This window comes from Aeromicrobium sp. 9AM (assembly GCF_902506105.1).
GTDB lineage: Bacteria > Actinomycetota > Actinomycetes > Propionibacteriales > Nocardioidaceae > Aeromicrobium.
Genome location: NZ_LR733304.1, coordinates 2,482,736 through 2,505,173 on the forward strand (window position 1 = coordinate 2,482,736; position 22,438 = coordinate 2,505,173).

The 22,438-nt window shown below is 68.5% G+C and carries 19 protein-coding genes and 1 pseudogene; 8 read left to right on the top strand and 12 right to left on the bottom strand.

Features of this window, described 5'->3' with window-relative positions:
* Nucleotides 1-18: 18 nt before the first annotated feature.
* The gene (locus BOSE46_RS18780) at nt 19-600 is read right to left on the bottom strand and encodes a Fic family protein (RefSeq protein WP_159541679.1); all 582 of its coding nucleotides are present in this window, start codon (nt 598-600) and stop codon (nt 19-21) included.
* A gap of 138 nt (nt 601-738) precedes the next feature.
* On the opposite strand from BOSE46_RS18780, the gene BOSE46_RS18785 reads away from it, so the two are divergent.
* Entirely contained in the window at nt 739-2,646 is a 1,908-nt protein-coding gene (locus tag BOSE46_RS18785) for an acyl-CoA dehydrogenase (protein WP_159541680.1), read from the top strand.
* Here the strand turns inward: BOSE46_RS18785 and BOSE46_RS18790 are convergent.
* A complete protein-coding gene (locus BOSE46_RS18790) occupies nt 2,621-2,887 on the bottom strand; it encodes a hypothetical protein (RefSeq protein WP_159541681.1) in 267 nt (88 codons plus the stop codon). The two genes, BOSE46_RS18785 and BOSE46_RS18790, sit on opposite strands and share 26 nt — an antisense overlap.
* A gap of 119 nt (nt 2,888-3,006) precedes the next feature.
* Here BOSE46_RS18790 and BOSE46_RS18795 point away from each other — a divergent pair, with 119 nt between their 5' ends.
* Nucleotides 3,007-3,810 carry a hypothetical protein gene (locus BOSE46_RS18795; RefSeq protein WP_159541682.1) on the top strand — a complete coding sequence of 268 codons (804 nt, stop codon included), beginning with the start codon at nt 3,007-3,009 and terminating at the stop codon, nt 3,808-3,810.
* Between the two features lie 176 nt (nt 3,811-3,986).
* On the opposite strand, the gene BOSE46_RS18800 is transcribed toward BOSE46_RS18795, so the two are convergent.
* A complete protein-coding gene (locus BOSE46_RS18800; RefSeq protein WP_159541683.1) occupies nt 3,987-4,490 on the bottom strand; it encodes a MarR family winged helix-turn-helix transcriptional regulator in 504 nt (167 codons plus the stop codon).
* Nucleotides 4,491-4,594: 104 nt separating this feature from the next.
* Here BOSE46_RS18800 and icmF point away from each other — a divergent pair, with 104 nt between their 5' ends.
* Entirely contained in the window at nt 4,595-7,828 is a 3,234-nt protein-coding gene (gene icmF, locus BOSE46_RS18805; protein ID WP_159541684.1) for a fused isobutyryl-CoA mutase/GTPase IcmF, read from the top strand.
* 57 nt (nt 7,829-7,885) lie between these two features.
* Complete coding sequence (locus BOSE46_RS18810) at nt 7,886-10,012, top strand: acyltransferase family protein (RefSeq protein ID WP_159541685.1); 2,127 nt, start codon at nt 7,886-7,888, stop codon at nt 10,010-10,012.
* Nucleotide 10,013: 1 nt separating this feature from the next.
* Here the strand turns inward: BOSE46_RS18810 and BOSE46_RS18815 are convergent, their stop codons facing one another.
* Both BOSE46_RS18815 and BOSE46_RS18820 read right to left on the bottom strand, forming a co-directional pair.
* The gene (locus BOSE46_RS18815) at nt 10,014-10,304 is read right to left on the bottom strand and encodes a DUF1330 domain-containing protein (protein ID WP_201299675.1); all 291 of its coding nucleotides are present in this window, start codon (nt 10,302-10,304) and stop codon (nt 10,014-10,016) included.
* Between the two features lie 36 nt (nt 10,305-10,340).
* Complete coding sequence (locus BOSE46_RS18820; RefSeq protein WP_159541686.1) at nt 10,341-11,483, bottom strand: acyl-CoA dehydrogenase family protein; 1,143 nt, start codon at nt 11,481-11,483, stop codon at nt 10,341-10,343.
* A 230-nt stretch (nt 11,484-11,713) separates the two neighbouring features.
* Between BOSE46_RS18820 and BOSE46_RS18825 the strand changes: the two genes are divergently transcribed.
* A complete protein-coding gene (locus tag BOSE46_RS18825) occupies nt 11,714-12,274 on the top strand; it encodes a hypothetical protein (protein ID WP_159541687.1) in 561 nt (186 codons plus the stop codon).
* Nucleotides 12,275-12,293: 19 nt separating this feature from the next.
* Nucleotides 12,294-13,064, top strand: a complete 771-nt coding sequence (locus BOSE46_RS18830; RefSeq protein ID WP_159541688.1) for a helical backbone metal receptor — start codon at nt 12,294-12,296, stop codon at nt 13,062-13,064.
* A gap of 13 nt (nt 13,065-13,077) precedes the next feature.
* Here BOSE46_RS18830 and BOSE46_RS18835 read toward each other — a convergent pair whose 3' ends face one another.
* The 4 genes from BOSE46_RS18835 to BOSE46_RS18850 form a co-directional block, all read right to left on the bottom strand.
* Nucleotides 13,078-14,439, bottom strand: coding sequence for an NAD(P)/FAD-dependent oxidoreductase (locus BOSE46_RS18835; protein WP_159541689.1), 1,362 nt, complete (start codon nt 14,437-14,439; stop codon nt 13,078-13,080).
* Between the two features lie 84 nt (nt 14,440-14,523).
* Nucleotides 14,524-15,399, bottom strand: coding sequence for a hypothetical protein (locus BOSE46_RS18840; RefSeq protein WP_159541690.1), 876 nt, complete (start codon nt 15,397-15,399; stop codon nt 14,524-14,526).
* 34 nt (nt 15,400-15,433) lie between these two features.
* Nucleotides 15,434-18,022: an ATP-dependent chaperone ClpB gene (gene clpB / locus BOSE46_RS18845; RefSeq protein WP_159541691.1), complete on the bottom strand. Its 2,589-nt coding sequence runs from the start codon at nt 18,020-18,022 to the stop codon at nt 15,434-15,436.
* A 143-nt stretch (nt 18,023-18,165) separates the two neighbouring features.
* Nucleotides 18,166-18,315: a hypothetical protein gene (locus BOSE46_RS18850; RefSeq protein ID WP_159541692.1), complete on the bottom strand. Its 150-nt coding sequence runs from the start codon at nt 18,313-18,315 to the stop codon at nt 18,166-18,168.
* 169 nt (nt 18,316-18,484) lie between these two features.
* On the opposite strand from BOSE46_RS18850, the pseudogene BOSE46_RS21755 reads away from it, so the two are divergent.
* Nucleotides 18,485-18,886, top strand: a pseudogene (locus BOSE46_RS21755) (HoxN/HupN/NixA family nickel/cobalt transporter); the annotation flags it as partial.
* Nucleotides 18,887-18,893: 7 nt separating this feature from the next.
* The gene (locus BOSE46_RS21760) at nt 18,894-19,514 is read left to right on the top strand and encodes a HoxN/HupN/NixA family nickel/cobalt transporter (protein WP_371415519.1); all 621 of its coding nucleotides are present in this window, start codon (nt 18,894-18,896) and stop codon (nt 19,512-19,514) included.
* Here BOSE46_RS21760 and BOSE46_RS18860 read toward each other — a convergent pair.
* Genes BOSE46_RS18860 through BOSE46_RS18870 form a run of 3 tightly spaced genes read right to left on the bottom strand, consistent with a single transcriptional unit; the run spans nt 19,508 to nt 22,399 of the window.
* Entirely contained in the window at nt 19,508-21,082 is a 1,575-nt protein-coding gene (locus BOSE46_RS18860) for an FAD-dependent oxidoreductase (protein ID WP_159541693.1), read from the bottom strand. The two genes, BOSE46_RS21760 and BOSE46_RS18860, sit on opposite strands and share 7 nt — an antisense overlap.
* Complete coding sequence (locus tag BOSE46_RS18865) at nt 21,079-21,951, bottom strand: FAD:protein FMN transferase (RefSeq protein ID WP_159541694.1); 873 nt, start codon at nt 21,949-21,951, stop codon at nt 21,079-21,081. The genes BOSE46_RS18860 and BOSE46_RS18865 overlap by 4 nt, the downstream gene beginning before the upstream one ends.
* Nucleotides 21,938-22,399, bottom strand: coding sequence for an FMN-binding protein (locus BOSE46_RS18870; protein WP_159541695.1), 462 nt, complete (start codon nt 22,397-22,399; stop codon nt 21,938-21,940). The genes BOSE46_RS18865 and BOSE46_RS18870 overlap by 14 nt, the downstream gene beginning before the upstream one ends.
* Between the last annotated feature and the right edge of the window lie 39 nt (nt 22,400-22,438).

A 22,438-nucleotide genomic window follows, 5' to 3' on the forward strand; every position in this document is an offset into this window, starting at 1 on the left:
CCCCAGCCTAGGGCGTCGTCAGAACAAGGCCTGCTGCAGCGAGAGGGGTTGCACCTGCTCGTCGCGGACCAAGATGTCGAAGAAGGACTGGTTGAGGAAAAGGCGGTCGCGCCCTACCTTCACGTCGCGCAACAAACCAGCTTTGACCATCGCTTCCAACCAGGCGACTGCCGTCGGCCGCGAGACCTGACAGCGGGCCATCACGTGGGAGATTCGACAGTACGGCTGCTCGAACATCACTGATAGGAAGTCCGCGTTCGCGCCGGACTTCGCCGCGGATCGCGCAGCCTCCTGGAACTTTGCTTGAAGATCCCGGATTGATTCGATCTTTCGAATTGTCGAGATCGCTGTCTGTCTTACCCCTTCCAGGATGTAAAGGATCCACGCTTCCCAGGCGGCATCCTTCGTGATCTCGAGCAGACGCCGGTAGTACTCATTCTTCGTCTCGATGATGTACCGCGACAGGTACAGGAGCGGCTCGTGCAGGAGTCCTGCCTCCACCAGCATGAGGATGTTGACGATGCGGCCAGTTCTGCCATTGCCATCCTCGAATGGATGAATGGCCTCAAACTGATAGTGCGCAATCGCCATCCGGAACATGTAAAGAAACCCACCCAAAACTTTAAACGTTTGGACCGTACGTCAACAAAGTTCCCATGTGTTCGGGTCGGACCCACCACCAACCCGCGCCGACTCCATCCCGTGCCCACCAGCGGCGACGCGAGTACCTTGTGATCCATGGCTCTCAGCGACGACGTCCGGATCGCCCTCGACGGCAAGTGGCGCCACGTCAGGGAACAGTCCCGCAAGGAGCTGGCCACCTTCGACCTCGCGTACGACCACGACCTGACCCTCGACGAGGCTCGCGCGCGAGTCCTCGAGCAGATGAAGAAGCTGGTCCCGACGGGCATCCCCGCCGCGGGGTTCCGCGTGGAGAGCGGCGGGACCGGCGATCCCGGCATGGCGGTGACCGGCATCGAGATGCTCGCCCAGTTCGACCTGTCGCTCATGGTCAAGGCCGGGGTGCAGTGGGGACTGTTCGGCGGCGCGATCGAGAACCTCGGCACCGAGAAGCACCACAAGAAGTACATCCCCGGACTCATCAACCTCGACATCCTCGGCTGCTTCGCGATGACCGAGACCGGTCACGGCAGCGACGTCCAGAGCCTCGAGACCACCGCGACGTACGACCTGGCGACGCACGAGTTCGTGATCAACTCGCCGACGCCGTCGTCGCGCAAGGACTACATCGGCGGAGCCGCCGCGCACGCCCAGGTCGCGGCGGTGTTCGCCCAGCTCATCACCAAGGGCGAGAACCACGGCGTCCACTGCTTCGTCGTGCCGCTGCGCGATGACCACGGCAACGACCTGCCGGGCATCACCACGTCCGACGACAAGCACAAGGGCGGGCTCGGCGCTGTCGACAACGGCCGCATCGTGTTCGACCACGTACGCGTCCCGCGCGAGAACCTGCTCAACAAGTACGGCCAGGTCGACGAGGGCGGTACCTACTCGTCCTCTATCGAGAGCACCAACGCCCGGTTCTTCACGATGCTCGGGACGCTGATCCGCGGCCGGGTCAGCGTCGGCGGCTCGGCCAGCGCCGCGACCGAGGTCGCGTTGAGCATCGCCGGCCGCTACGCACTCAAGCGCCGCCAGTTCGGGCCCGAGCCGGGCAACGAGATCCTGCTCATGGACTACCGCATGCACCAGCGTCGCCTGCTGCCGCTGATCGCCCGTTCGTACGCCTATCGGTTCGCGCAGAACCAGCTCGTCGCCCGCATGGACAAGGTGCAGAGCGCCGCCGAGCCCCCGCCGCCGCACCAGCAGCGCGAGCTCGAGAGCCGTGCCGCCGGTCTCAAGGCCGCGCAGACCTGGCACGCCACCAAGGCCATCCAGGAGGCCCGCGAGGCCTGCGGCGGTGCCGGCTACCTCGCCGAGAACCGGCTCACCACGCTCAAGGGCGACACCGACGTCTTCACGACGTTCGAGGGCGACAACCACGTGCTGTTCCAGCTCGTCGCCAAGGAGCTGCTCACGTCGTACGCCCAGGAGGTCGGCGGCCTCGACCCCGTCGGCCTCGTACGTTTTGCCGCCGGCACGGTCGCCGACGTCGTCAAGGAGCGCACCGCCGCATCCCAGCTCATCCAGCGGCTCATCGATGCCCGTCCCGGTCGCACCGACGACGACCACGACCTGCTCGATCGCGGCACGCAGCTCAGCCTGTTCGAGGACCGCGAGGAGCACGTCCTCGAGACCGCGGCCAGGCGGCTGCGCCGCGCCAACAGTGGCGACAAGGCCGAGGCGTTCGCGGTGTTCAACGCCGCACAGGACCACGTCATCCGCGCCGGGCGTGTGCACATCGAGCGCGTCGTGCTGGAGGCGTTCACCGCCGGCATCGCGCGCTGCGACAGCGAAGAGGCCCAGGACCTGCTGCGCGACGTCTGCTCGCTCTACGCCCTGACCTCGATCGAGGAGGACCTCGCGTGGTTCATGGGGCACAACCGGCTCGCCGACACACGCGCCAAGACCGTGACCTCACTCGTCAACGAACTGCTCGAGAAGCTGCGCCCCCACACCCTGACCCTGATCGAGGGATTCGGCGTGCCGGAGGCGACGCTCAACGCCGCGATGCTGGTGGACTGAATATCCTTAGCCTCTTGAGCACGACGTAAACGATTGCGGCCACAACGACGTACGCAACCATCACGCCGGCGAACACCCCAATGCCGTCCAGCAGGACCGTGATGCCGCCGTCGTCTGATGTGTCTTTGGCTGGGTCGTAACCTTCGCTCGCGTACGTGATGTTCACGGCCGCGAGCCATGCTGGCCACAGACCGACCAGCACTGCAGTCCAGAAGATCGGCTCTCGTCGGCGACTGCTCATGCTGGATCGTATGGCGCCGCCAGACTTCCTGACAGGAATTTGCGAAACCTTGTTCCCACCGGCTTCTCCCGTGGAAGACTGATCGCGAATCCATCACCATCACCCTTCGGGAGACTCCTGTGCGTACATCCACTCTCACCCGCGGAGGTGCGCTGCTGACCGCAGCCACCCTCGCCCTCAGCCTCGGCGCCGGACCGGCCACCGCCGACTCCAGCCAGACCGAGAAGGCCGCGACCGTCAAGTCGCCCACCGGCGCCACCTCCGCGCCCAGCTTCTCGTTCGGAGCCTCCGCCCGAACCGGCGGCGTCACCGCGCTCGCCAACCCGGGCCAGGCCAACATCATCAGCTTCGACCAGAAGCACGTCGTCCTCTACACGCCGGGAACGTACGTCTACCACGGCAACCCGAAGATCAACTACGAAGGCTCGGGCCTTTACCGGATCCGGACCCGCCTTTACGTCGGAGGCAAGAACCAAGGGTTCTTCGACATGTCGCCGTACGGGATCCAGCTGCCGTCGACCGTGCAGTCGGGCCACTCCCGTCTCGGGCCGAGCAACCTCTACTACTCCGGTTCGCCGACGACGAGCGACACGACGAAAAGCAACTACTTCAACATCCGTCGCTACACCACGTCGACCAACACGTACGGCCTCCTGGTCACGCGCGTCGGCTCGCACATCACGTTCAAGGCGCAGAACTGGAAGATCTTCAAGCCGTCGACCGGCAAGTACGTCGCCATGAACACCATGAAGTTGCAGTACCGCAAGGATGGCCACTGGGTCACGTGGAAGACCATCTCGCTCAACGACAACGGGACGGGTTCGTACTCGACGAAGACGAACACGCATCGTCGTTACCGCCTCGCCTACCCGACGACCGACTCGATCCTCGGCTCGCACACCGAAGCCACCGGCTCGATCTGATCTGAAACGCGAAAGCCCCGTCTCCCAGTGGGAGGCGGGGCTTTTTCGTGCGCTTGGTTGCGGGCCTTGCGGGCTTGGTTGCGTTGCGTCGTCGGCTCACCGGGTTTCGTCATCTGGCGGCTTCGCCGCGATCGCTCAACCTGCCTGAGGCGCTCGCTCGCAGAGCTCGCTCGACCTCAGGCAAAATCCCCTGCGGCGGATCGCAGGTTCTTCAGCAGGCCGTATGTCGTGTCCTGCTGCTCGGCATCGAGACCCTTGATCGCGAAGTCGATCGACATGATCTCCTTCGTCGCCTTGGCCAGCACCGACTCGCCCTCAGGTGTCAGCTCGGCGAACGTCCGCCGGCGGTCCTCGATGTCGGCGACCCGCTTCACCAGGCCCTGCGCCTCGAGCCGGTCCATCGCGTTCGTCACCGACGTGGGGTGCACCATGAGCCGCGCGCCAATCTTGCTCAGCGGCAGGCGACCCGTCGAGCTGAACGACAACAGCACCAGGACCTCGTAGCGGGCGAAGGTGATGCCGTACGGCTTGAGCGCCGCGTCGAGCTCGGCGATGATCAGCTGCTGGACCCGCATGATCGAGGTGGCGAGCCGCATCGAGGTGGCGTCGCCGATGTGCTTCGTCCACAGCTCGGACGCGCGATCTATAGGGTCGAACGGGAGCTTGGGATCGCCGGACATGGGCACCATCGTAGGGGTCTTCCGTCACACCGAGTGGAATTTAGTTGGATGCCCGACTATTTTAAGACCTAGGAATATCGCCGCACCGCTGAGATCGAGGTTGCATGAGCACGCAGGACTTCCACACCCCGGCCCATCCCGTCCGATTCGTGACCGCCTCGGCGCTGTTCGACGGCCACGACGCCTCGATCAACATCATGCGTCGCATACTGCAGTCGCAGGGCGCTGAGGTCATCCACCTCGGCCACAACCGGTCCGTGCAGGAAGTCGTCGACGCCGCGATCGACGAGGACGTGCAGGGCGTCGCGGTCAGCTCCTACCAGGGCGGCCATGTCGAGTACTTCGAGTACCTCGTCGAGTCGCTCCGCGAGCGGGGTGCCGGACACGTCAAGGTGTACGGCGGCGGTGGCGGCGTGATCGTCCCTGAGGAGATCGCGCGACTCCGCAACGCCGGCGTCACGATCTTCTCCCCCGAGGACGGGCAGCGGCTCGGCCTCACCGGCATGATCAACACGATGATCGAGGCATGCGACGTCGACCTCTGGGACGATCGCCAGTCGGCCGCCGACGCCGTCCTGTCCGGCGAGCGGGGTGCCCTCTCCCGCGCCGTCACCGGCGCCGAGCTCGACCGGCTCGATCCCGCGTTCCTCGACTCGATCCGCTCGGCCTCGGCCTCGTCGGGCACCCCGGTGCTCGGCATCACCGGCACGGGAGGATCCGGCAAGTCGTCGCTGTCCGATGAGCTCGTCCGCCGGTTCCGCCTCGACCAGCAGGACAAGCTCCGCATCGGCGTCATCGCCGTCGACCCGACCCGTCGTCGCGGTGGCGGCGCCCTGCTCGGCGACCGCATCCGGATGAACTCGCTCGACGGCGACCGCATCTACTTCCGGTCGCTCGCAACCCGCGGCAGCCACGAGCTGCCCGACTGCCTGCCGATCGTCGTCGACCTGCTCAAGGCCGCCGGCCACGACCTGGTGATCGTCGAGACCCCCGGCATCGGCCAGGGCGACGCCGCGATCGTGCCATATGTCGACAAATCGATGTACGTCATGACGCCCGAGTTCGGCGCCGCCTCGCAGCTCGAGAAGATCGACATGCTCGACTTCGCCGACGTCGTCGCGATCAACAAGTTCGAGCGTCGTGGCGCCAAGGACGCGCTGCGTGACGTCGGCCGCCAGCTCGTCCGCAACCGCGAGGCGTTCGGCTCCAAGCCCGAGGACATGCCGGTGTTCGGCACCTCCGCGGCGACGTTCAACGACGACGGCGTGACCGCGTTGTTCCAGCACCTCGTGTCGATCCTCGCGCCCGAAGGGCTCGCCGTCTCCGAGGGCATCCTGCCCGCCGCCGACGTGAAGTTCTCCAGCGGCATCGACCAGGTTGTCCCGCCCGAGCGCACGCGCTACCTCGCCGAGATCACCGAGGCCGTACGCGCCTATCACGCGACGACCGACGACCTGGTCGCCAAGGCGCGCCGGCTGCAGCGGCTCGAGGCCGTGGCGGCGGAGGACCTTTCGACAGGCTCAAGGGACGAGCTGGCCGAGCTGGTCGACGACGCCCGCAAGCAGCTCCCCCACGAGGTCACCGAGCAGATCGACGGCTGGCCCGCGATCGTCGAGACCTACTCCGGCGACGAGCTCGTCGTCCGCATCCGCGAGACCGACAACCACACCGCGCTGACTCGCGAGTCGTTGTCGGGCACCAAGGTCCGCCGCGTGAGCCTGCCGCGCCACACCGACCACGGCGACCTCGTGACGTACTGGCGCAAGGAGAACCTGCCGGGCCACTTCCCGTTCACCGCTGGCGTGTTCCCGTTCAAGCGTGACGGCGAGGACCCCGCCCGTATGTTCGCCGGTGAGGGCGACCCGTTCCGCACCAACCGCCGCTTCAAGCTGCTGTCGGCCGACGGCGAGGCCACCCGGCTCTCGACCGCGTTCGACTCCGTCACCCTCTACGGCCGCGACCCCGACCTGCGCCCCGACATCTACGGCAAGGTCGGCACGTCCGGGGTCTCGGTCGCGACGCTCGACGACATGAAGGCTCTCTACGACGGGTTCGACCTGGTGGCGCCGTCGACCTCGGTGTCGATGACCATCAACGGCCCCGCGCCGACCGTTCTCGCGTTCTTCCTCAACACAGTGATCGACCAGCAGGTGGCGGAGTTCCGCGCCGAGCACGACCGCGAGCCCGACGCCGAGGAGTACGACGTGCTGCGGTCGTACGCGCTGCAGAATGTACGTGGCACGGTGCAGGCCGACATCCTCAAGGAGGACCAGGGGCAGAACACGTGCCTGTTCTCCACCGAGTTCAGCCTGCGGATGATGGCCGACATCCAGGAGTGGTTCATCGCCAACCAGGTCCGCAACTTCTACTCCGTCAGCATCTCGGGCTATCACATCGCCGAGGCGGGGGCGAACCCCATCAGCCAGCTGGCGTTCACGCTCGCCAACGGTTTCACGTACGTCGAGGCCTACCTCGCGCGCGGCATGGACATCGACGACTTCGCGCCCAACCTGTCGTTCTTCTTCTCCAACGGCATGGACGTCGAGTACTCCGTGCTGGGCCGCGTCGCCCGCCGCATCTGGGCCATCACGATGCGCGACAAGTACGGGGCCAACGAGCGCTCGCAGAAGCTCAAGTACCACGTGCAGACATCCGGCCGGTCCCTGCACGCGCAGGAGATGAGCTTCAACGACATCCGCACGACGCTGCAGGCGCTCATCGCGATCTACGACAACGCCAACAGCCTGCACACCAACGCGTACGACGAGGCCGTCACGACCCCGTCGGAGGAGTCCGTACGCCGCGCGCTGGCCATCCAGCTCGTCATCAACCGCGAGTGGGGCCTCGCGATGAACGAGAACCCGACGCAGGGTGCCTACATCATCGACGAGCTCACCGACCTGCTCGAGGAGGCCGTGCTCGCGGAGTTCGACCGCATCAACGAGCGCGGCGGCGTGCTCGGCGCGATGGAGACCGGCTACCAGCGCGGCCGCATCCAGGACGAGTCGATGCTCTACGAGCAGCGCAAGCACGACGGCTCGCTGCCGATCGTCGGCGTCAACACATTCCGCAACCCGCATGCCGACGAGCTCGAGCCGCCGACCGTCGAGCTGGCGCGGGCGACCGAGGCCGAGAAGTCGTCGCAGCTCGAGCGCGTCCAGACCTTCCACAAGACGCATCGCGACGAGGCCGCCGAGGCGATCGAGCGGCTCAAGCTGGCCGCGATCAACCACGAGAACGTCTTCGCGGTGCTGATGGACGCCGCGCGGGTCTGCTCGCTGCAGCAAGTCACCGAGGCGTTCTTCGAGGTCGGCGGCCAGTACCGCCGCAACGTGTAGCCCTTCGCAGGTCTCCGGCTCGGAGACAACCTTTCGGGCTCGACCCGCATCTCTGGGATGACGACGTCGATCTCGGAGGAGTTCAGCATGACGGTGCTGGCGCAGCAGCGGGTGATTCCCGCGAAGACGCGAACGGCGGCGCCCGTACGCCGCGACGACATCCAGGGACTGCGCGCGATCGCGGTCACGACCGTCGTCGCGTACCACGCCGGCATGCCGTTCGTGCCCGGCGGATTCGTCGGCGTCGACCTGTTCTTCGTGCTGTCGGGGTTCCTGATCACCCAGCTGCTGCTGCACGAGGTCGCCACCACAGGGACCGTCAGCCTGCGCCAGTTCTGGGCGCGCCGGGCCCGGCGCATCCTGCCGCTGTCCGCCCTCGTGCTCGTCACGACGATGCTCGCGGTGCGCGCGTTCATGAGCCCGCTCGACCGCAAGGCGATCGGCACGGACGTCCTGTGGTCGGCCCTGTTCTCGGGCAACTGGCGGTTCGCCCAGCAGCAGACCGACTACCTGGCGAGCGACCGCGACCCGTCGCCGGTACTGCACTACTGGAGCCTCGGCGTCGAGGAGCAGTTCTACTTCGTGTGGCCCGTGCTGCTGATCGTGCTCGCGGTCGTGTGGCGGCTGGCCGGCCGCGGCCGCACGACGTACGCCATCGCGTTCGGCGGCGCGTTCGTCGCGGTGATCGCGGCGTCTCTCGCCCACAGCGTCCACACGACCGCGGCCAACCAGCCGTACGCGTTCTTCGGCACGCCGTCGCGCGCGTGGCAGCTTGCCGCGGGAGCGCTCGTGGCGGTGGCGGTGCCCGCGATCATGCGCCTGCGCAGCCGGATCCGTGCCGTGCTCGGCGCCGCGGCCCTCGTGCTGTTCGCCCTCTGCGTCTGGCTGCTGGACGAGTCCGGCACCGCCGGCCTGGCGTACCCGTCATGGCTCGCCGTCGCGCCGACGCTGGCCGGCGTGCTGCTGGTCGTGTCGGGCACCGGGACGTACGGACGACTCAACCGGCTGCTCTCGATCCGCCCGCTGACGTACGTCGGCGACCTGTCGTTCTCGATCTATCTGTGGCACTGGCCCGTGCTGGTCATCGGCATGGCAGCGCTCGACACCCGCGCGGTGGAGGTGCGCCTCGGCCTGGTCGCTGTCGCCCTCGGGCTCAGCGTCGCGAGCCACCGCCTCGTCGAGAATCCGTTCCGGCGCGCCCGGGTGCTCGCGAGGCGCCCCGGCCTCAGCCTGGCTGTCGGTGCCGCACTCGTGACCGCCGTCGTTGCCGTCGTGGCGTACGCGTCGCACGCCGAGACGATCGACCACGTCATGACCACGCCGGTGACAGGGGACGGGCATCGTCAGGCGCCGGTCTCGCAGCACATCACGCCGTCCCTCGAGGCGGCGGCGAGCGACGCCGGACCGTTCAAGGACATGGGCTGCCACGTGGGGTTCACGCAGACCGCGACACCGTCGTGGGACGGTTGCACGTTCGCCGACAAGGGCGCCCGACAACGGGTCGTGGTGCTCGGTGACTCGATCGGCGGCGCGGTCGCCCCCGCCGTGATCGCGGCCGGCGAGCAGCGCGGCTGGGCGGTGACGGTCTGGGCGAAGAGCCGCTGCCCGATGGCCGACGTCACAAAGTTCGATCCCGAGCTCGGCGGCGCGTACGGCGCGTGCGACGTGTTCCGCGAGGCGGCCCTGCGCCAGATCGAGGAGCGTCGTCCGGACCTCGTCGTGCTGGCGATGAGCCGGCTCTCGACCGGCGAGCTGGCGGTGGACGGCTCCGATCGAGTCACCGAGGGCCGCGAAGCCGTGGTCCTGGCGACCCGCGGCCTGGAGCGTACGATCGACCGGCTCCACGCGGCCGGCATCGGCGTCGTGCTGTCGGACTCGCCCAACCGGGCGCCGTTCTTCCCGACGAGCTGCCTCGCGCAGAAGCGCGACGTCAGTCGGTGCACCTTCCCGGTCGACCGACAGCCTTCGGTCATGGCCGCCGCCGCACGGCTGATGCCCGACGAGGCCGCACTCGTCGATGCCAACGCGACGGCCTGCCCCGGCGACACCTGCCTGCCGGTGGTCGGCGGCGTCGTCGTCTATCGCGACAAGCTCCACTTCACCCAGACCTTCGCCAGGACCCTCGCAGACCGGTTCGCCGCGGGGATCGATGCGGCCATGGCACGTGAAGCGCGGGGCGGCTGAGTCAGCCGACGCCCTCGATGATGCGGATCTCGCGCTCCGCCCCGTCACCCAGCGCTTGGAGAGCCGCCTGGTAGCCGTCGCTGTGATACGCCGCGACCGCCGCATCGACGCTCTCGAACTCGATCAGCGTCGTGCGCTCGGTCGTGCCGGACTCGAACGCGTGCGCCGGGTTGCCCCGGGCGAGGAACGTGCCACCCGCCGCGCGCATCGCCGGGCCGGCGAGCTCGATGTAGGCGGCGAGCCGTTCCTCGTCGTGGACGACGGTGAACGTGTTGATCCAGTAGGCAACCATGATGTGTCCTTCGGTCGTGGTCAGCGGTGGTGGTGGTCAGCGCGCGAGGTCACGGGCGATGACGAGGCGCTGGATCTGGTTGGTGCCCTCGAAGATCTGCATGACCTTGGCCTCGCGCATGTAGCGCTCGACCGGGAAGTCGCGGGTGTAGCCGGCACCGCCGAACACCTGCACAGCGTCGGTGGTGACCTTCATGGCGTTGTCGGTGCAGATGAGCTTGGCGATCGACGCCTGCCGGGAGAACTTCTGCCCTGCGTCCTTCAACCGCGCCGCCGCCAGATAGGTCGCCCGCGCCGACTCCACCGCAGCGGACATGTCGGCGAGCACGAAGCCCAGCCCCTGGTGGTCGATGATCGCCTTGCCGAACGTCTGGCGGTCCTTGGCGTACGCGATCGCGGCGTCCAGGGCACCCTGCGCCAGGCCGGTCGCGACGGCGGCGATGCCCAGGCGTCCGGAGTCCAGGCCCGCAAGGGCGATCGGCAGGCCCTGGCCCTCGTCGCCGAGCCGGCGCTCGGCCGGTATGCGGACGTCGTCGAACAGCATCGTCGCGGTGGTCGAGCCCATCAGGCCCATCTTCTGCTCCGGGTGGTCCGCAGTCAGACCCGGCGTGTCCGCCGGCACCAAGAAGCAGGAGATTCCACGGCCGCCGTCGTCGGACGTACGGGCCATGACCTTGTAGAAGTCGGCCTTGCCGCCGTGCGTCGTCCACGCCTTCGCACCGTTGAGCACGTACGAGTCGCCGTCGCGGACGGCTCGCGTCTTCATCGCCGCCGGGTCCGACCCGGCGTGCGCCTCCGACAGGCAGTACGCCCCGAGCTGCTCACCCGACAACATCTCGGGCAGCCACTGCTTGCGCTGCTCGTCGGTGCCGGCGGTGAACAGGCCGAAGCACGACAACGCGTGCACGCTGACGCCCACGCCAACCGACGCCGACACCGCCGCGATCTCCTCCAGCACCTGCAGGTAGACCTCGTACGGCTGGCCGCCCCCGCCGAACTCCTCGGGATAGGGCAGCGACAGCAGACCGGCCCGGCCCAGCGTCCGGAACACCTCGCGCGGGAACTCACCCGACGCCTCGATCTGCGCGACCTTGGGGGCCAGCTCCTTCGCGACGATGTCACGGGTCAGAGCGATCAGGTCGGAGGCTTCCTCGGACGGCATCAGACGAGTGGCAGGCATGGACTTCCTCGGTCGATCTCGATGGACAGCACCAGACTACGGCGACTCGGCCGACGGGCGGAGGGGCCCGTGCGGGTCCAGCGTCCGGGCATGGCCCGCCCGGAGGACGTGGCCCGCTCAGCGGCTGATCCGAGTGCCGCTGGGTGTGGCGACCGGGAAATCGGGTACCCCTCCCGGGACAACGGCACGCGTCCTTCGTGATGCGCGCCGCTCGAGAGAGGGAGATCGACATGGACGACAACTGGTGGGTATGGGTGCTGGTTGCCCTGGCCGTCATCGCGATCATCGCGATCATTGGCATCACGATGCGCAACCGTGCGCGTCTGAAGGCGGTCCAGCGTGACCGCCACCGTGCCGGAGAGCTGCGCGAGGAGGCCGAGGTCAGCGGCATCGAGGCCAGTCGCCGCGAGGCTGACGCCGCTGCCGCGCGCGCCGAGGCCGAGGAGGCCCGCGTCGCTGCCGAGCAGCTCGCACGTCAGGCGAAGCAGCACGAGCAGGAGGCCGGCCAGGTGCGCGCGGAGGCGGGTGACCGGCTCGCCGAGGCGGACCGGCTCGACCCCGACCTCGACGGCGACGGACGTACGGACCGGGACCTCGTAAGCAACGAGCGCGTGGCCGACGACCGCGTCGGTGGCGACCGGATCGACAACGACCGGCTGGCAGACGACCAGCTCACCGATGACCGCCTTGCAGACAACCGCCTCGCGGGTGACCGGGTCGCGGATGATCGGCTCGGCGACGACCGACCCGCCGGCGAGCACGTACGTGACACCCGCCGGGACGTTCCCTAGCCCTGCCTAGAGTGACGTCATGACAACCGCGGCGGACGATCTCGGCCATCAGGTCGAGGTCGTCCGTCCGGCGCGTCGTGTCGTGTCGCTCGTGCCGTCGCTGACCGAGGCCGTCGCCGCCACCCGGCCCGATGCCTTGGTCGGCGTCACCGACTGGTGCACGCATCCAGCCGATCTCGACGTGCCGCGGGTGCGCGGCACCAAGAACCCGGATCGGGCCGCGATCGCCGCCCTCGAGCCCGACCTCGTGCTGGCCAATCGCGAGGAGAACCGCGAGCTCGACGTCCAGCGGCTCCGCGACGCGGGCATGGCCGTCTGGGTCACGGTCATCGAGACCGTCGATGAGGCGTTCGCGTCGATGGAGCGGATGTTCACCGAAGGCCTCGGCTGGGACTCGCCGGGCTGGCTCGACGAGGCCCGCGCGGTGTGGGCCGACCCCGCACCGGACTCGGGCCGCCGCGTGGCGATCCCGATCTGGCGCGATCCGTGGATGGTGGTCGGCGGCCGTACGTTCACCGGTGACCTCGTCGCGCGCCTCGGCCTCGTCAACGCGTTCGGCGAAGGCGACGAGCGCTATCCCCAGGTCGACCTCGCCGACATCGACTCCCCCGACGTCGACCTGGTCCTGCTGCCCGACGAGCCTTACGTCTTCACGGCCGACGACGGACCCGAGGCCTTCGCGCACACGCCGACCCGGCTCGTGTCGGGGCGGTCACTGACCTGGTACGGGCCGTCGATGCTGACCGCCCGCGCCGAGCTCGAGTCGACGCTCGACCACGGCCCGCCGTAGCGGAGGCACGCCGCTAGGGCTTCTTGGCCGCCGTTGCCTTGCGGGCCGCGGCACGCGAGACCGCCTTGCGGGGCTCCCGGGCGTCGACCGTGACGGGCTTGAGCGCGACGACCGGCGGCGTCTCGCCGACGATCGCGTTGTGGCTGCCCCAGACGAGGTACTTGGCCGTGAGGTTGATCATCGTGGCGAACCGGTTGCGGTTGCCGAGCAGCGTCGCGACGTGCAGGCCGACCCAGATGATCCAGGCCGGGAAGCCCGTCAGCCGCGGCAGGAACTTGATCTCGGCGACGGCGGACGAACGTCCGATCGTCGCCATCGTGCCCTTGTCCTTGTACTTGAACGGCTTGATGGTCTTGCCCTTGAGCTCCGCCTTGATGAACTTGGCGACGTGCTTGCCGCCCTGGATCGCGGGCTGCGCGAGCTGCGGCAGCGGCTCCTCGGGGCTGACCGAGACGTCGCCGATCGCGAAGACGTCCTTCATGCCCTTGACCCGCAGGTGCTCGTCGGTCTCGATGCGGCCGCCGCGACCCTGGGGGACGGACCAGTCCTGGACCGTCGGGTGCGCGGTGATGCCACTGGCCCACACGACGATGCCGGCCGGCAGGAACTCCTGCTCGCCGTTGTGCTCGACGAGCACACCGTCCTCGCGGACCTCCTTGACGGCGGTCTCGAGGCGCAGGTCGACGTCGCGCTTCTCGAGCGACTTCCTGGCGTAGTCGCGCAGCTTGGGGTGGAACGGGCCGAGGACGTGCGGCATCATCTCGATCAGCGTGATGTGGACGCGCTTGCGGTCGAGCTCGGGATAGGTCACCGGCATGTCGTTGTTGCGCAGCTCGGCGAACGCGCCGGCGGTCTCGACGCCGGTGGCGCCACCGCCGACCACGATGATGCGCAGGTCGCGGTCCTGGCCGTTGACCGCGGCATCCTCGAGGGCGGCGAACATCTTGTCGCGCACCGCGAGTGCCTGCGAGCGGCGGTAGAGCGGCATCGCGAGCTCGGCGGCGCCGGGGATGCCGAAGAAGTTGGCGGTCACGCCCACGGCGATGACGAGGTAGTCGTACTTGACCTCGACGCCGCCGTCGAGCTTGAGCGTCTTGCTCTCGTGGTCCATGGACTCGACGAGGCCCTTGAGGAACCGCACGTTGCTCTGCTTGGAGCGGATCGCGCGCAGGAACCAGGTGATGTCGCCGGGGTTGAGGCTGGCGGTCGCGACCTGGTAGAGCAGCGGCTGGAAGGTGTTGTACGTGTGACGGTCGATCAGCGTCACGTCGACGTCGGCGCGCTTGAGCTTGCGGACGGCTGCGATCCCTCCGAATCCGCCCCCGACCACGACGACGTGAGGACGTTTCTGACCGGGAACAGTGCTTTCTGGCATGTCCTCAGTCTATCGAGCGGCCCTACGAGGACGCACATCGCGGGCGGCTGTTGTGACGACTCTCATGTCCGGACAAAATCCAGGTCAGCTGCGTCGGCGCCTGCGCACCAGGAGGACCACGGAAACCGCGATCGCCACCAGGCACAGCGGCATGACGACCCACGACAGCACCGCGAGGTCGCGGTAGGAGTCGCGCACCTCGGCCTCGGTCAGGTGCGCCCAGTTCATGCCCGACTCGAGCTGCTGCTTGACCAGCTCCTCGCGAGCGAACTCGTACATCACGAGGAACACCGCGCAGCCCGCGGCGATGATCGACGAGACGATCAGCACGATGAGCGACAGGATCTTGATCGCGTCGGTCGGCGCCTGCTGGCGCGGCGGAGCGTACGCGTGGGGGTGGGCCGCCCACTGCTGCTGCGCACCGGGCTGCTGGCCCTGCTCCGTGAACGTCGATGGGGGCGCCGACGTGGGCGGCAGCGGCGGAGGCCAGCCGGGGGGCGCGGCCGGCGCGGGCTCGTCCTTGCCACTGAGCAGCGCGAACCACCGGCGTACGTCGGGCGTCCAGACCTGGACCACGAACGCCATCGCCATGAAGCTCAACAGGATCGAGACGAACGAGCCCTGCACGAGGCCCAGCAGCGCCATCGGGGGTGTCGTGATGGTCAGCATGATGCGGCTGACCGCGTGCCCCATCGCGGTGTAGATCGCGAAGACGACCACGGATGCCGCCAGGAGCGCCAGCGTCCCGAGGAAGACCCGGTAGATCGTCTCCGCGTCACCGCGATCGAGCCCCTCGGTGACGAGCGGATCGGTGAAGCGCTTGACCTGCTCCTCGCCGCTCTCGGAGTACCAGCCGGTCAGCACGACGACGGCCTGCACCGCGTGGAACACGCCGATCACGCCGAGGTAGGCGCACGCCCGCGTCAGTCGCGTCGGGCGCTCAGCGCGGTGCTCGGTCATCCACCCATTCCAACATGTCGCCCAAGGAGCGAGGTCAGGCGGCCTTGACCGTGAGCTCGTCGGCGTCCGGCGCACGATCGACCACGACGGTGTCGCCATCGCGCACCTCACCGCTCAGCAGTGATCGCGCCAACCGGTCGCCGATCGCCTGCTGCACGAGCCGTCGCAGGGGTCGCGCTCCGTACGCGGGGTCCCAGCCGGTCAACGCGAGCCACTCGCGCGCGGCCGCCGTGACGTCAAGCGTGATGCGCCGGACCGCGAGGCGCTTGGCAAGCGCCGAGACCTGCAGGTCGACGATGTGCGCGAGCTCGTCGGTGCCGAGGGCGTCGAACGTGACGATCTCGTCGAGCCGGTTGAGGAACTCGGGCTTGAACGACGCCCTGACGACCTCCATGACGGCGGCGCGCTTGGCGTCGTCGTCGAGCGCGGCGTCGCTCAGGAACGACGAGCCGAGGTTGGACGTGAGGATCAAGATCACGTTGCGGAAGTCGACCGTACGTCCTTGGCCGTCGGTCAGCCGGCCGTCGTCGAGCACCTGCAGGAGGATGTCGAACACCTCGGGGTGCGCCTTCTCGACCTCGTCGAGCAGCACGACCGAATACGGACGTCTCCGTACGGCCTCGGTCAGCTGGCCACCCTCGTCGTAGCCGACGTAGCCGGGAGGCGCGCCGACGAGGCGGCTGACCGAGTGCTTCTCGGAGTACTCGCTCATGTCGACCCGGATGATCGCGCGTTCGTCGTCGAACAGGAACTCCGCGAGCGTCTTGGCCAGCTCGGTCTTGCCCACACCGGTGGGACCGAGGAACAGGAACGAGCCGGTCGGCCGGTCAGGATCGCTGATGCCTGCGCGCGAGCGGCGTACGGCATCCGACACCGCGGTGACGGCGGCCTTCTGGCCGATGAGCCGCTTGCCGAGCTCCTCCTCCATGCGCAGGAGCTTGCCGGTCTCGCCCTCGAGCAGGCGGCCGGTGGGGATGCCGGTCCACGCCGCCACGACCTCAGCGACGTCGTCGGCGCCGACCTCCTCGTGCACCATCGCGTCGCCCTCTTGAGCGGCCTCGGCGGCCTGGGCGTCCTCGAGCTGCCGCTCCATCGCAGGGATCTCGCTGTAGATCAGCCGGCTCGCGGTGTCCATGTCGCCCTCGCGCTGGGCGCGCTCGGCCTGGCTGCGGACCTCGTCGATCCGCTCCTTGATCTCGCCGACCGCGTTGAGGGCCTGCTTCTCGCGCTCCCACCTGGTCTCGAGGGCACGCAGTGCCTCCTGCTTGTCGGCCAGCTCGATGCGGAGCTTGGCCAGCCGGTCGCGGCTGGCGTCGTCCTGCTCCTTGTCGAGGTGCAGCTCCTCCATGCGGAGGCGGTCGACGGCCCGCCGGAGCTCGTCGATCTCGATCGGGCTGGAGTCGATCTCCATCCGCAGGCGGCTGCTGGCCTCGTCGATCAGGTCGATCGCCTTGTCGGGCAGCTGGCGCCCGGGGATGTAGCGGTCGGAGAGCGTGGCCGCGGCGACCAGGGCGGCATCGGAGATCGACACCTTGTGGTGCGCCTCGTAGCGCTCCTTGAGTCCACGCAGGATCGCGATCGTGTCCTCCGGGCTCGGCTCGCCGACGAAGACCTGCTGGAAGCGGCGCTCCAGGGCGGGGTCCTTCTCGATGCGCTCGCGATACTCGTCGAGCGTCGTCGCGCCGATCATCCGCAGCTCACCGCGGGCGAGCATCGGCTTGAGCATGTTGCCGGCGTCCATCGAGCTGTCGCCGCCCGCGCCTGCGCCGACCACGGTGTGCAGCTCGTCGATGAACGTGATGACCTGGCCCTCGGACTCCTTGATCTCGGTCAGGACGGCCTTGAGCCGCTCCTCGAACTCACCGCGATACTTCGCGCCGGCGACCATCGAGGCGAGGTCGAGCGAGATGAGGCGTCGGCCGCGCAGCGACTCGGGCACGTCGCCCGCGACGATGCGTTGGGCCAGCCCCTCGACGACGGCGGTCTTGCCGACGCCGGGCTCACCGATCAGCACGGGGTTGTTCTTCGTACGCCGGGACAGCACCTGGACGACGCGCCGGATCTCGCTGTCGCGGCCGATGACGGGGTCGAGCTTGCCCTCGCGCGCGACGGCCGTGAGGTCGACGCCGTACTTCTCGAGCGACTGGTAGGTGTCCTCGGCATCCGCACTCGTCACGCGGGCAGTGCCGCGCACGGCGGCGAACGCGGCCTGCAGCGACTCGGCGGTGGCGCCGGCCTCGGTCAGCACGGCCTTGGCGGACGACTCGACGGTCGCGATGCCGACCGTCAGGTGCTCGGTCGAGACGAAGTCGTCGCCGAGCTGGTCGGCCAGGTCCTGGGCGCGCTGCAGCACCTCGTGGCTGGAGCGCGAGAGGCCGGGATTCTGCACGCTGGCGCCGCTGGCCGAGGGCAGCGACTCGAGCGCGGACTTGAGCCCGGCGCGTACGGCCTGGGCGTCGACGCCGGCGGCCTGGATCAGCGGTGCGGCGGTGCCGCCGTCCTGCGTGAGGAGGGCGGAGAGCAGGTGGGCCGGCTCGACGGCGGGATTGCCCGCGGCGGCGGCCGATGAGATCGCGCTGCCGAGCGCTTGCTGGCTGCGCGTGGTGAACTTCGCAAGGTCCATGGCGATTCTCCTGGGATGGAACGGGTGTCACTCATCTCAACGTCTTCAAAGTTGAGTCCATTCCTATCAACTTCCCCTTCGCTCGCAAGCTCGCTCCCGCGACTCCGTCGCTAGGGACCGGTTTCGTGCCAATCAGGCAGAGATCAGCCGTCGCCGTACGGGAAGTCGGTGTCGGGCTGGCTCGACGTACGCGGATCGCGCACCGGCTCGTCCGCCCCGCGGTCACGTACGCTCGGCGCCTCGCGGTCCTCACCGCGCTCAGGCTCCAGGAACTCCGCCGGCATCTCAGTCATGCCATCTCCTCGCACATCGATAAGTGTGTCCTGCATCACACTAGGTCGGTCGTGGCCTCCCAGCAAGGACGCCTGAGTACCGTGACTGCCAGAGACAGACCGCGGGGGACACATGCCGACCATGACGCTCAGCAGGCTGAGCCGCGCTGAACGTCGGTCGCTCGGCGGCATGACGACCGCCATCGTGCTGCTCCACGTGGTCGGTTGGGGCCTGCTGGCGATCACGACGTCGCAGCACCTGAGTCTCGGCACGGCAGGCGTCTTCGGCCTCGGCCTCGGGATCACGGCCTACACGCTGGGACTGCGGCATGCGTTCGACGCCGACCACATCGCCGCGATCGACAACGTCACCCGCAAGCTCATGACCGAGCGCCGCGATGGTCCCCGGCCCCTGTCAGTGGGCTTCTGGTTCTCCCTGGGCCACTCCAGCGTGGTCGTCGTCCTGTGCCTCCTCCTGGCAGCCGGCATGCGGGCCATTGGGGCACAGGTCGCCGACGACTCGTCGACCCTCCAGGAGGCGACCGGGATCATCGGCACGAGCGTCTCGGGGCTCTTCCTGATCACGATCGGGGTCATCAATGCCGGCGTCCTCATCGGCATCCTGCGGGTCACCCGGGAGATGCGCCGGCGACTTCGACGAGGCCGAGCTCGAGCACCACCTGCACCACCGCGGCCTGCTCAACCGGCTCCTTGCCCGCTTCACCGGGTCGGTCACCAAGCCGGTCCACATGTACCCGGTCGGGCTGCTGTTCGGCCTCGGGTTCGACACCCCCACCGAGGTCTCCCTCCTGGCGCTCGCCGCCGGCGCCGCGACCCTCCAGCTCCCCTGGTACGCCCTGCTGATCCTGCCGATCCTGTTCACGGCCGGCATGTGCGCGTTCGACAGCCTCGACGGCGCCTTCATGGGAATGGCCTACGACTGGGCGTTCCTCAACCCCGCGCGCAAGGTCTTCTACAACGTGACGATGACGGGCCTGTCCGTCGTCGTCGCCTTGGTGATCGGCGGGATCGAGATCGTCGGACTGCTCGGCAGTCGCCTCGGGATCGAGACGGGACCGGTGGCCCGGATCAGCGCGATCGACCTCGACCACGTCGGCTACGCGATCGTCGGGCTCTTCGCCCTGACGTGGGTGGTCGCGGTCGCCGTGTGGCGCCTCGGCCGGATCGAGGAACGCTGGTCCGGGCCGGGCGCTCAGTAGCCGGTGAAGTAGTCCGTCTTGACGCCCTTGCACCGCTTCGCGAGTCCCGCGCGCACGGCATTGACCATCGCCGGCGGACCTGACACGTACGCTTTGCGGCCGGCGAGATCCGGCACCGCCTCGGCGATGAGCTCCGGCGACAGGAACGGCGCCTCGACGTACGACCAGCCGCCGGGCAGCCCGGCCGGCCGGGCCGGGCCGACCAGCACGACGCGAGCGTCCGCGAGCTCCTCGACGAACGGCACCTCGTCGGGCGACGAGACGCCGTAGACCAGCACCGCGTCGCGCGTCGGGTCGTGCCGCAGCTGGCTCAGGAACGGCGTGATGCCGATGCCACCCGCGACGAGCAGCAGCGGCTCCGACGAGTCCGACGGCAGCAGGAAGTCGCCGCCGACGCCGGTCGCGTGCACGGCGTCGCCGGGCTCCAGCGCCAGCAGCGCCTTCTTGAAGCTCGATGAGTTCTCGGGCACCCGCAGCGCGAACGAGACGCGGCCGTCGGCACTCGGCGGCGAGGCGATGCTGAAGGAGCGCCGGCTGCCGCGGCCGTCCACGCCCGCGTGCGGCACGGTCAGCTCGGCGAACTGGCCCGGCGCGAACGACACTGGGCGCTTGGCGCGGAACGTCAGCTCATGGGTCTCCGGCGTCAGCGCGCGGCGCTGCTCGAGCACGAACGTGACACCCAGCCGACGGGCGAACGCGAATGCCAGCAGGTTGCCGATCAGCAGCGACAGCTCCGGCGTGATCGCGAAGGCGCCGAGGTCAGGTGGGCTGTCGGTGAAGAGCAGGATCCAGCTCGGGTAGGCGAACACGACCGCGGTCAGCGCCGCCACGGCCAGCTGCTGGCGCCGGCGTGGCGGCAGGGTCAGCGGCTCGGTCAGCATGAAGGCGGCCAGGAACACGATCGGGTACGAGTAGAACGCCGACTTGAGCACGTCGACGAACGACTGGTCCGTGCTGATGTCCATCAGGCGTACGACGATCAGGACGCCCGCGATGACGATGAAGAGCACGCCGATGTCGAGCCGGCGCGTGCGCCAGAGCACCAGGAACGCGCCGACGACGACGAACGGGAACAGCTTCTCGGTCGCGGCGGTCTGCCAGATCGCGTTGATCGGGCTCTCCCGCCCGACGATGTCCTGCAGGAGCAGCACGAGGAACGCACCCGCTGCAGCGGGGTTGAAGATGTGCCGGCCGCGCCACGCCAGGACGTACTTCGACGCGTTGCCGAGCACGGCGGCGCCGGCGAGCCAGGCGAGGTTCTCGACATCGGTCTCGAGCAGCGGGACGTAGAGGAAGAACAGCAGCAGAGCCGTGATGACGGACGACTCACCGTGCGGGCGAACCCGCCAGATCGCACCGAAGAGCCGGCTGCTCGCGTAGGACGCAACCAGGAGGACCACCAGCGTGACGAGCTGGTCCTTGACCGACAGGCCGTCGATGATCCCGGTGGCCGAGAAGATCACGTAGACCGCGGCCAGCACGGACAGCACGATCGTGATCAGTCGGTACATCGTCACGCGCCCGAGCTGGCGGTCCAGCAGGTCGCGGGGGTCGAGCTTCGTGCTCATGTGAACACCTCTCCAGGAAAGTTGGGGGACCACTCGACCCGGCCGTCAACGTGCATGCGTACGAACTCGTGGTCGAAGCGTGCCATGAGTCGGGCGGGGTCGGTGAGGAAATGTGCGGTTGCGAGTCCGTCGGCGACCAGGCCGGAATCGGCCACGACCCAGGTCGCGACGATGTCGTGGGTCGGCCTGCCGGTACGCCCGTCCAGCACGTGGTGCAGCCCGTCGCCCCACGCGCGGCGGTTGGTCGCCGAGGCGCACAGGGCCTGACCACTGGACAGCTCGGCGACCCCGATGGCCCGGGTCGCATTGCCCGGGTGCTCGAGGGCGACGAGTAGCGGCTCGTCCTGTCGGTGCAGGAGGTCGCCGCTCGCGTCGATCGTGCTGTCGGTGACGCCGTGCGCGGTCAGCACCTCGGCGACGAGGTCGACGAGGTGGCCCTTGCCGGCGGCACCGACGTCGAGCAGCAACGGTTCGTGCGCGACCAGCGTGGGGTACGACCAGTCAAACGACTCCCACGCCGGCACTGCGGCCGGCTCCACAGAGGCCTGCAGGGAGTACGCCTCGTCGTAGCCGAGATCGGCGAGCGTACGCCCGACGAGCGGGGTGACCGCCCCGTCGGTGACGTCATGCAGGTCGACGTACAGGTCGAGCAAGGCGCGGGAGTCCTCGTCGAGGAGCCACGCCCCGCCCTCCACGGCGATCCGGGAGACCACCGAGTCCGGCCGGAACCGCGACCAGACCGCATCGAACTCGTCGATGCGGGCCGTCACCGCGGTGGCCGTCGCCGAGGCGATCGGCGCGGGCGTGTCGATCTGCCACGCGGTGCCGATCGCCTCGAACTGCCAGGCGGCCGGCTCAGGCCTTGGCATCAGCCTTGATGTCGTCGATCGCGGCGTTGAAGCCGGTCGAGGTCAGCGACGATCCGGCGACCTTGGAGACGTTCAGGTCGTCGAGGCTCTTGCCGACGACCTCGTCGGCGATCCCGCTGGCGAACTTGGCCTGGTACTGCTTCGAGGTGCCGTTCTCCGCCTCCGGCGTGACCTCGACCTTGGTGATCTTGTTGTCGGCGAGCGTCAGGTCGACCTTGACCTTGGACTCACCACCGGGATTGGAGTAGCTCGCCTCGGCGTCGTAGTCGCCGTCCTTGTAGGTCGATGCCGCGGTGTCGGACGTGTCGTCGCTGCTGGTCGACGGTGCCGACGAGCTCGACGAATCGGTGGAGGCGTCGTCACTGCCACTGCCGCACGCGGCGGTCAGCAACATGACGGAAGCGGCCGCGGCGGCCGAAAGCATTTTCTTGTGCGCTGGAAGTTTCATCGGTCGGGCTCCTGAGCTCGAGGGTATGGAATCAGCGTG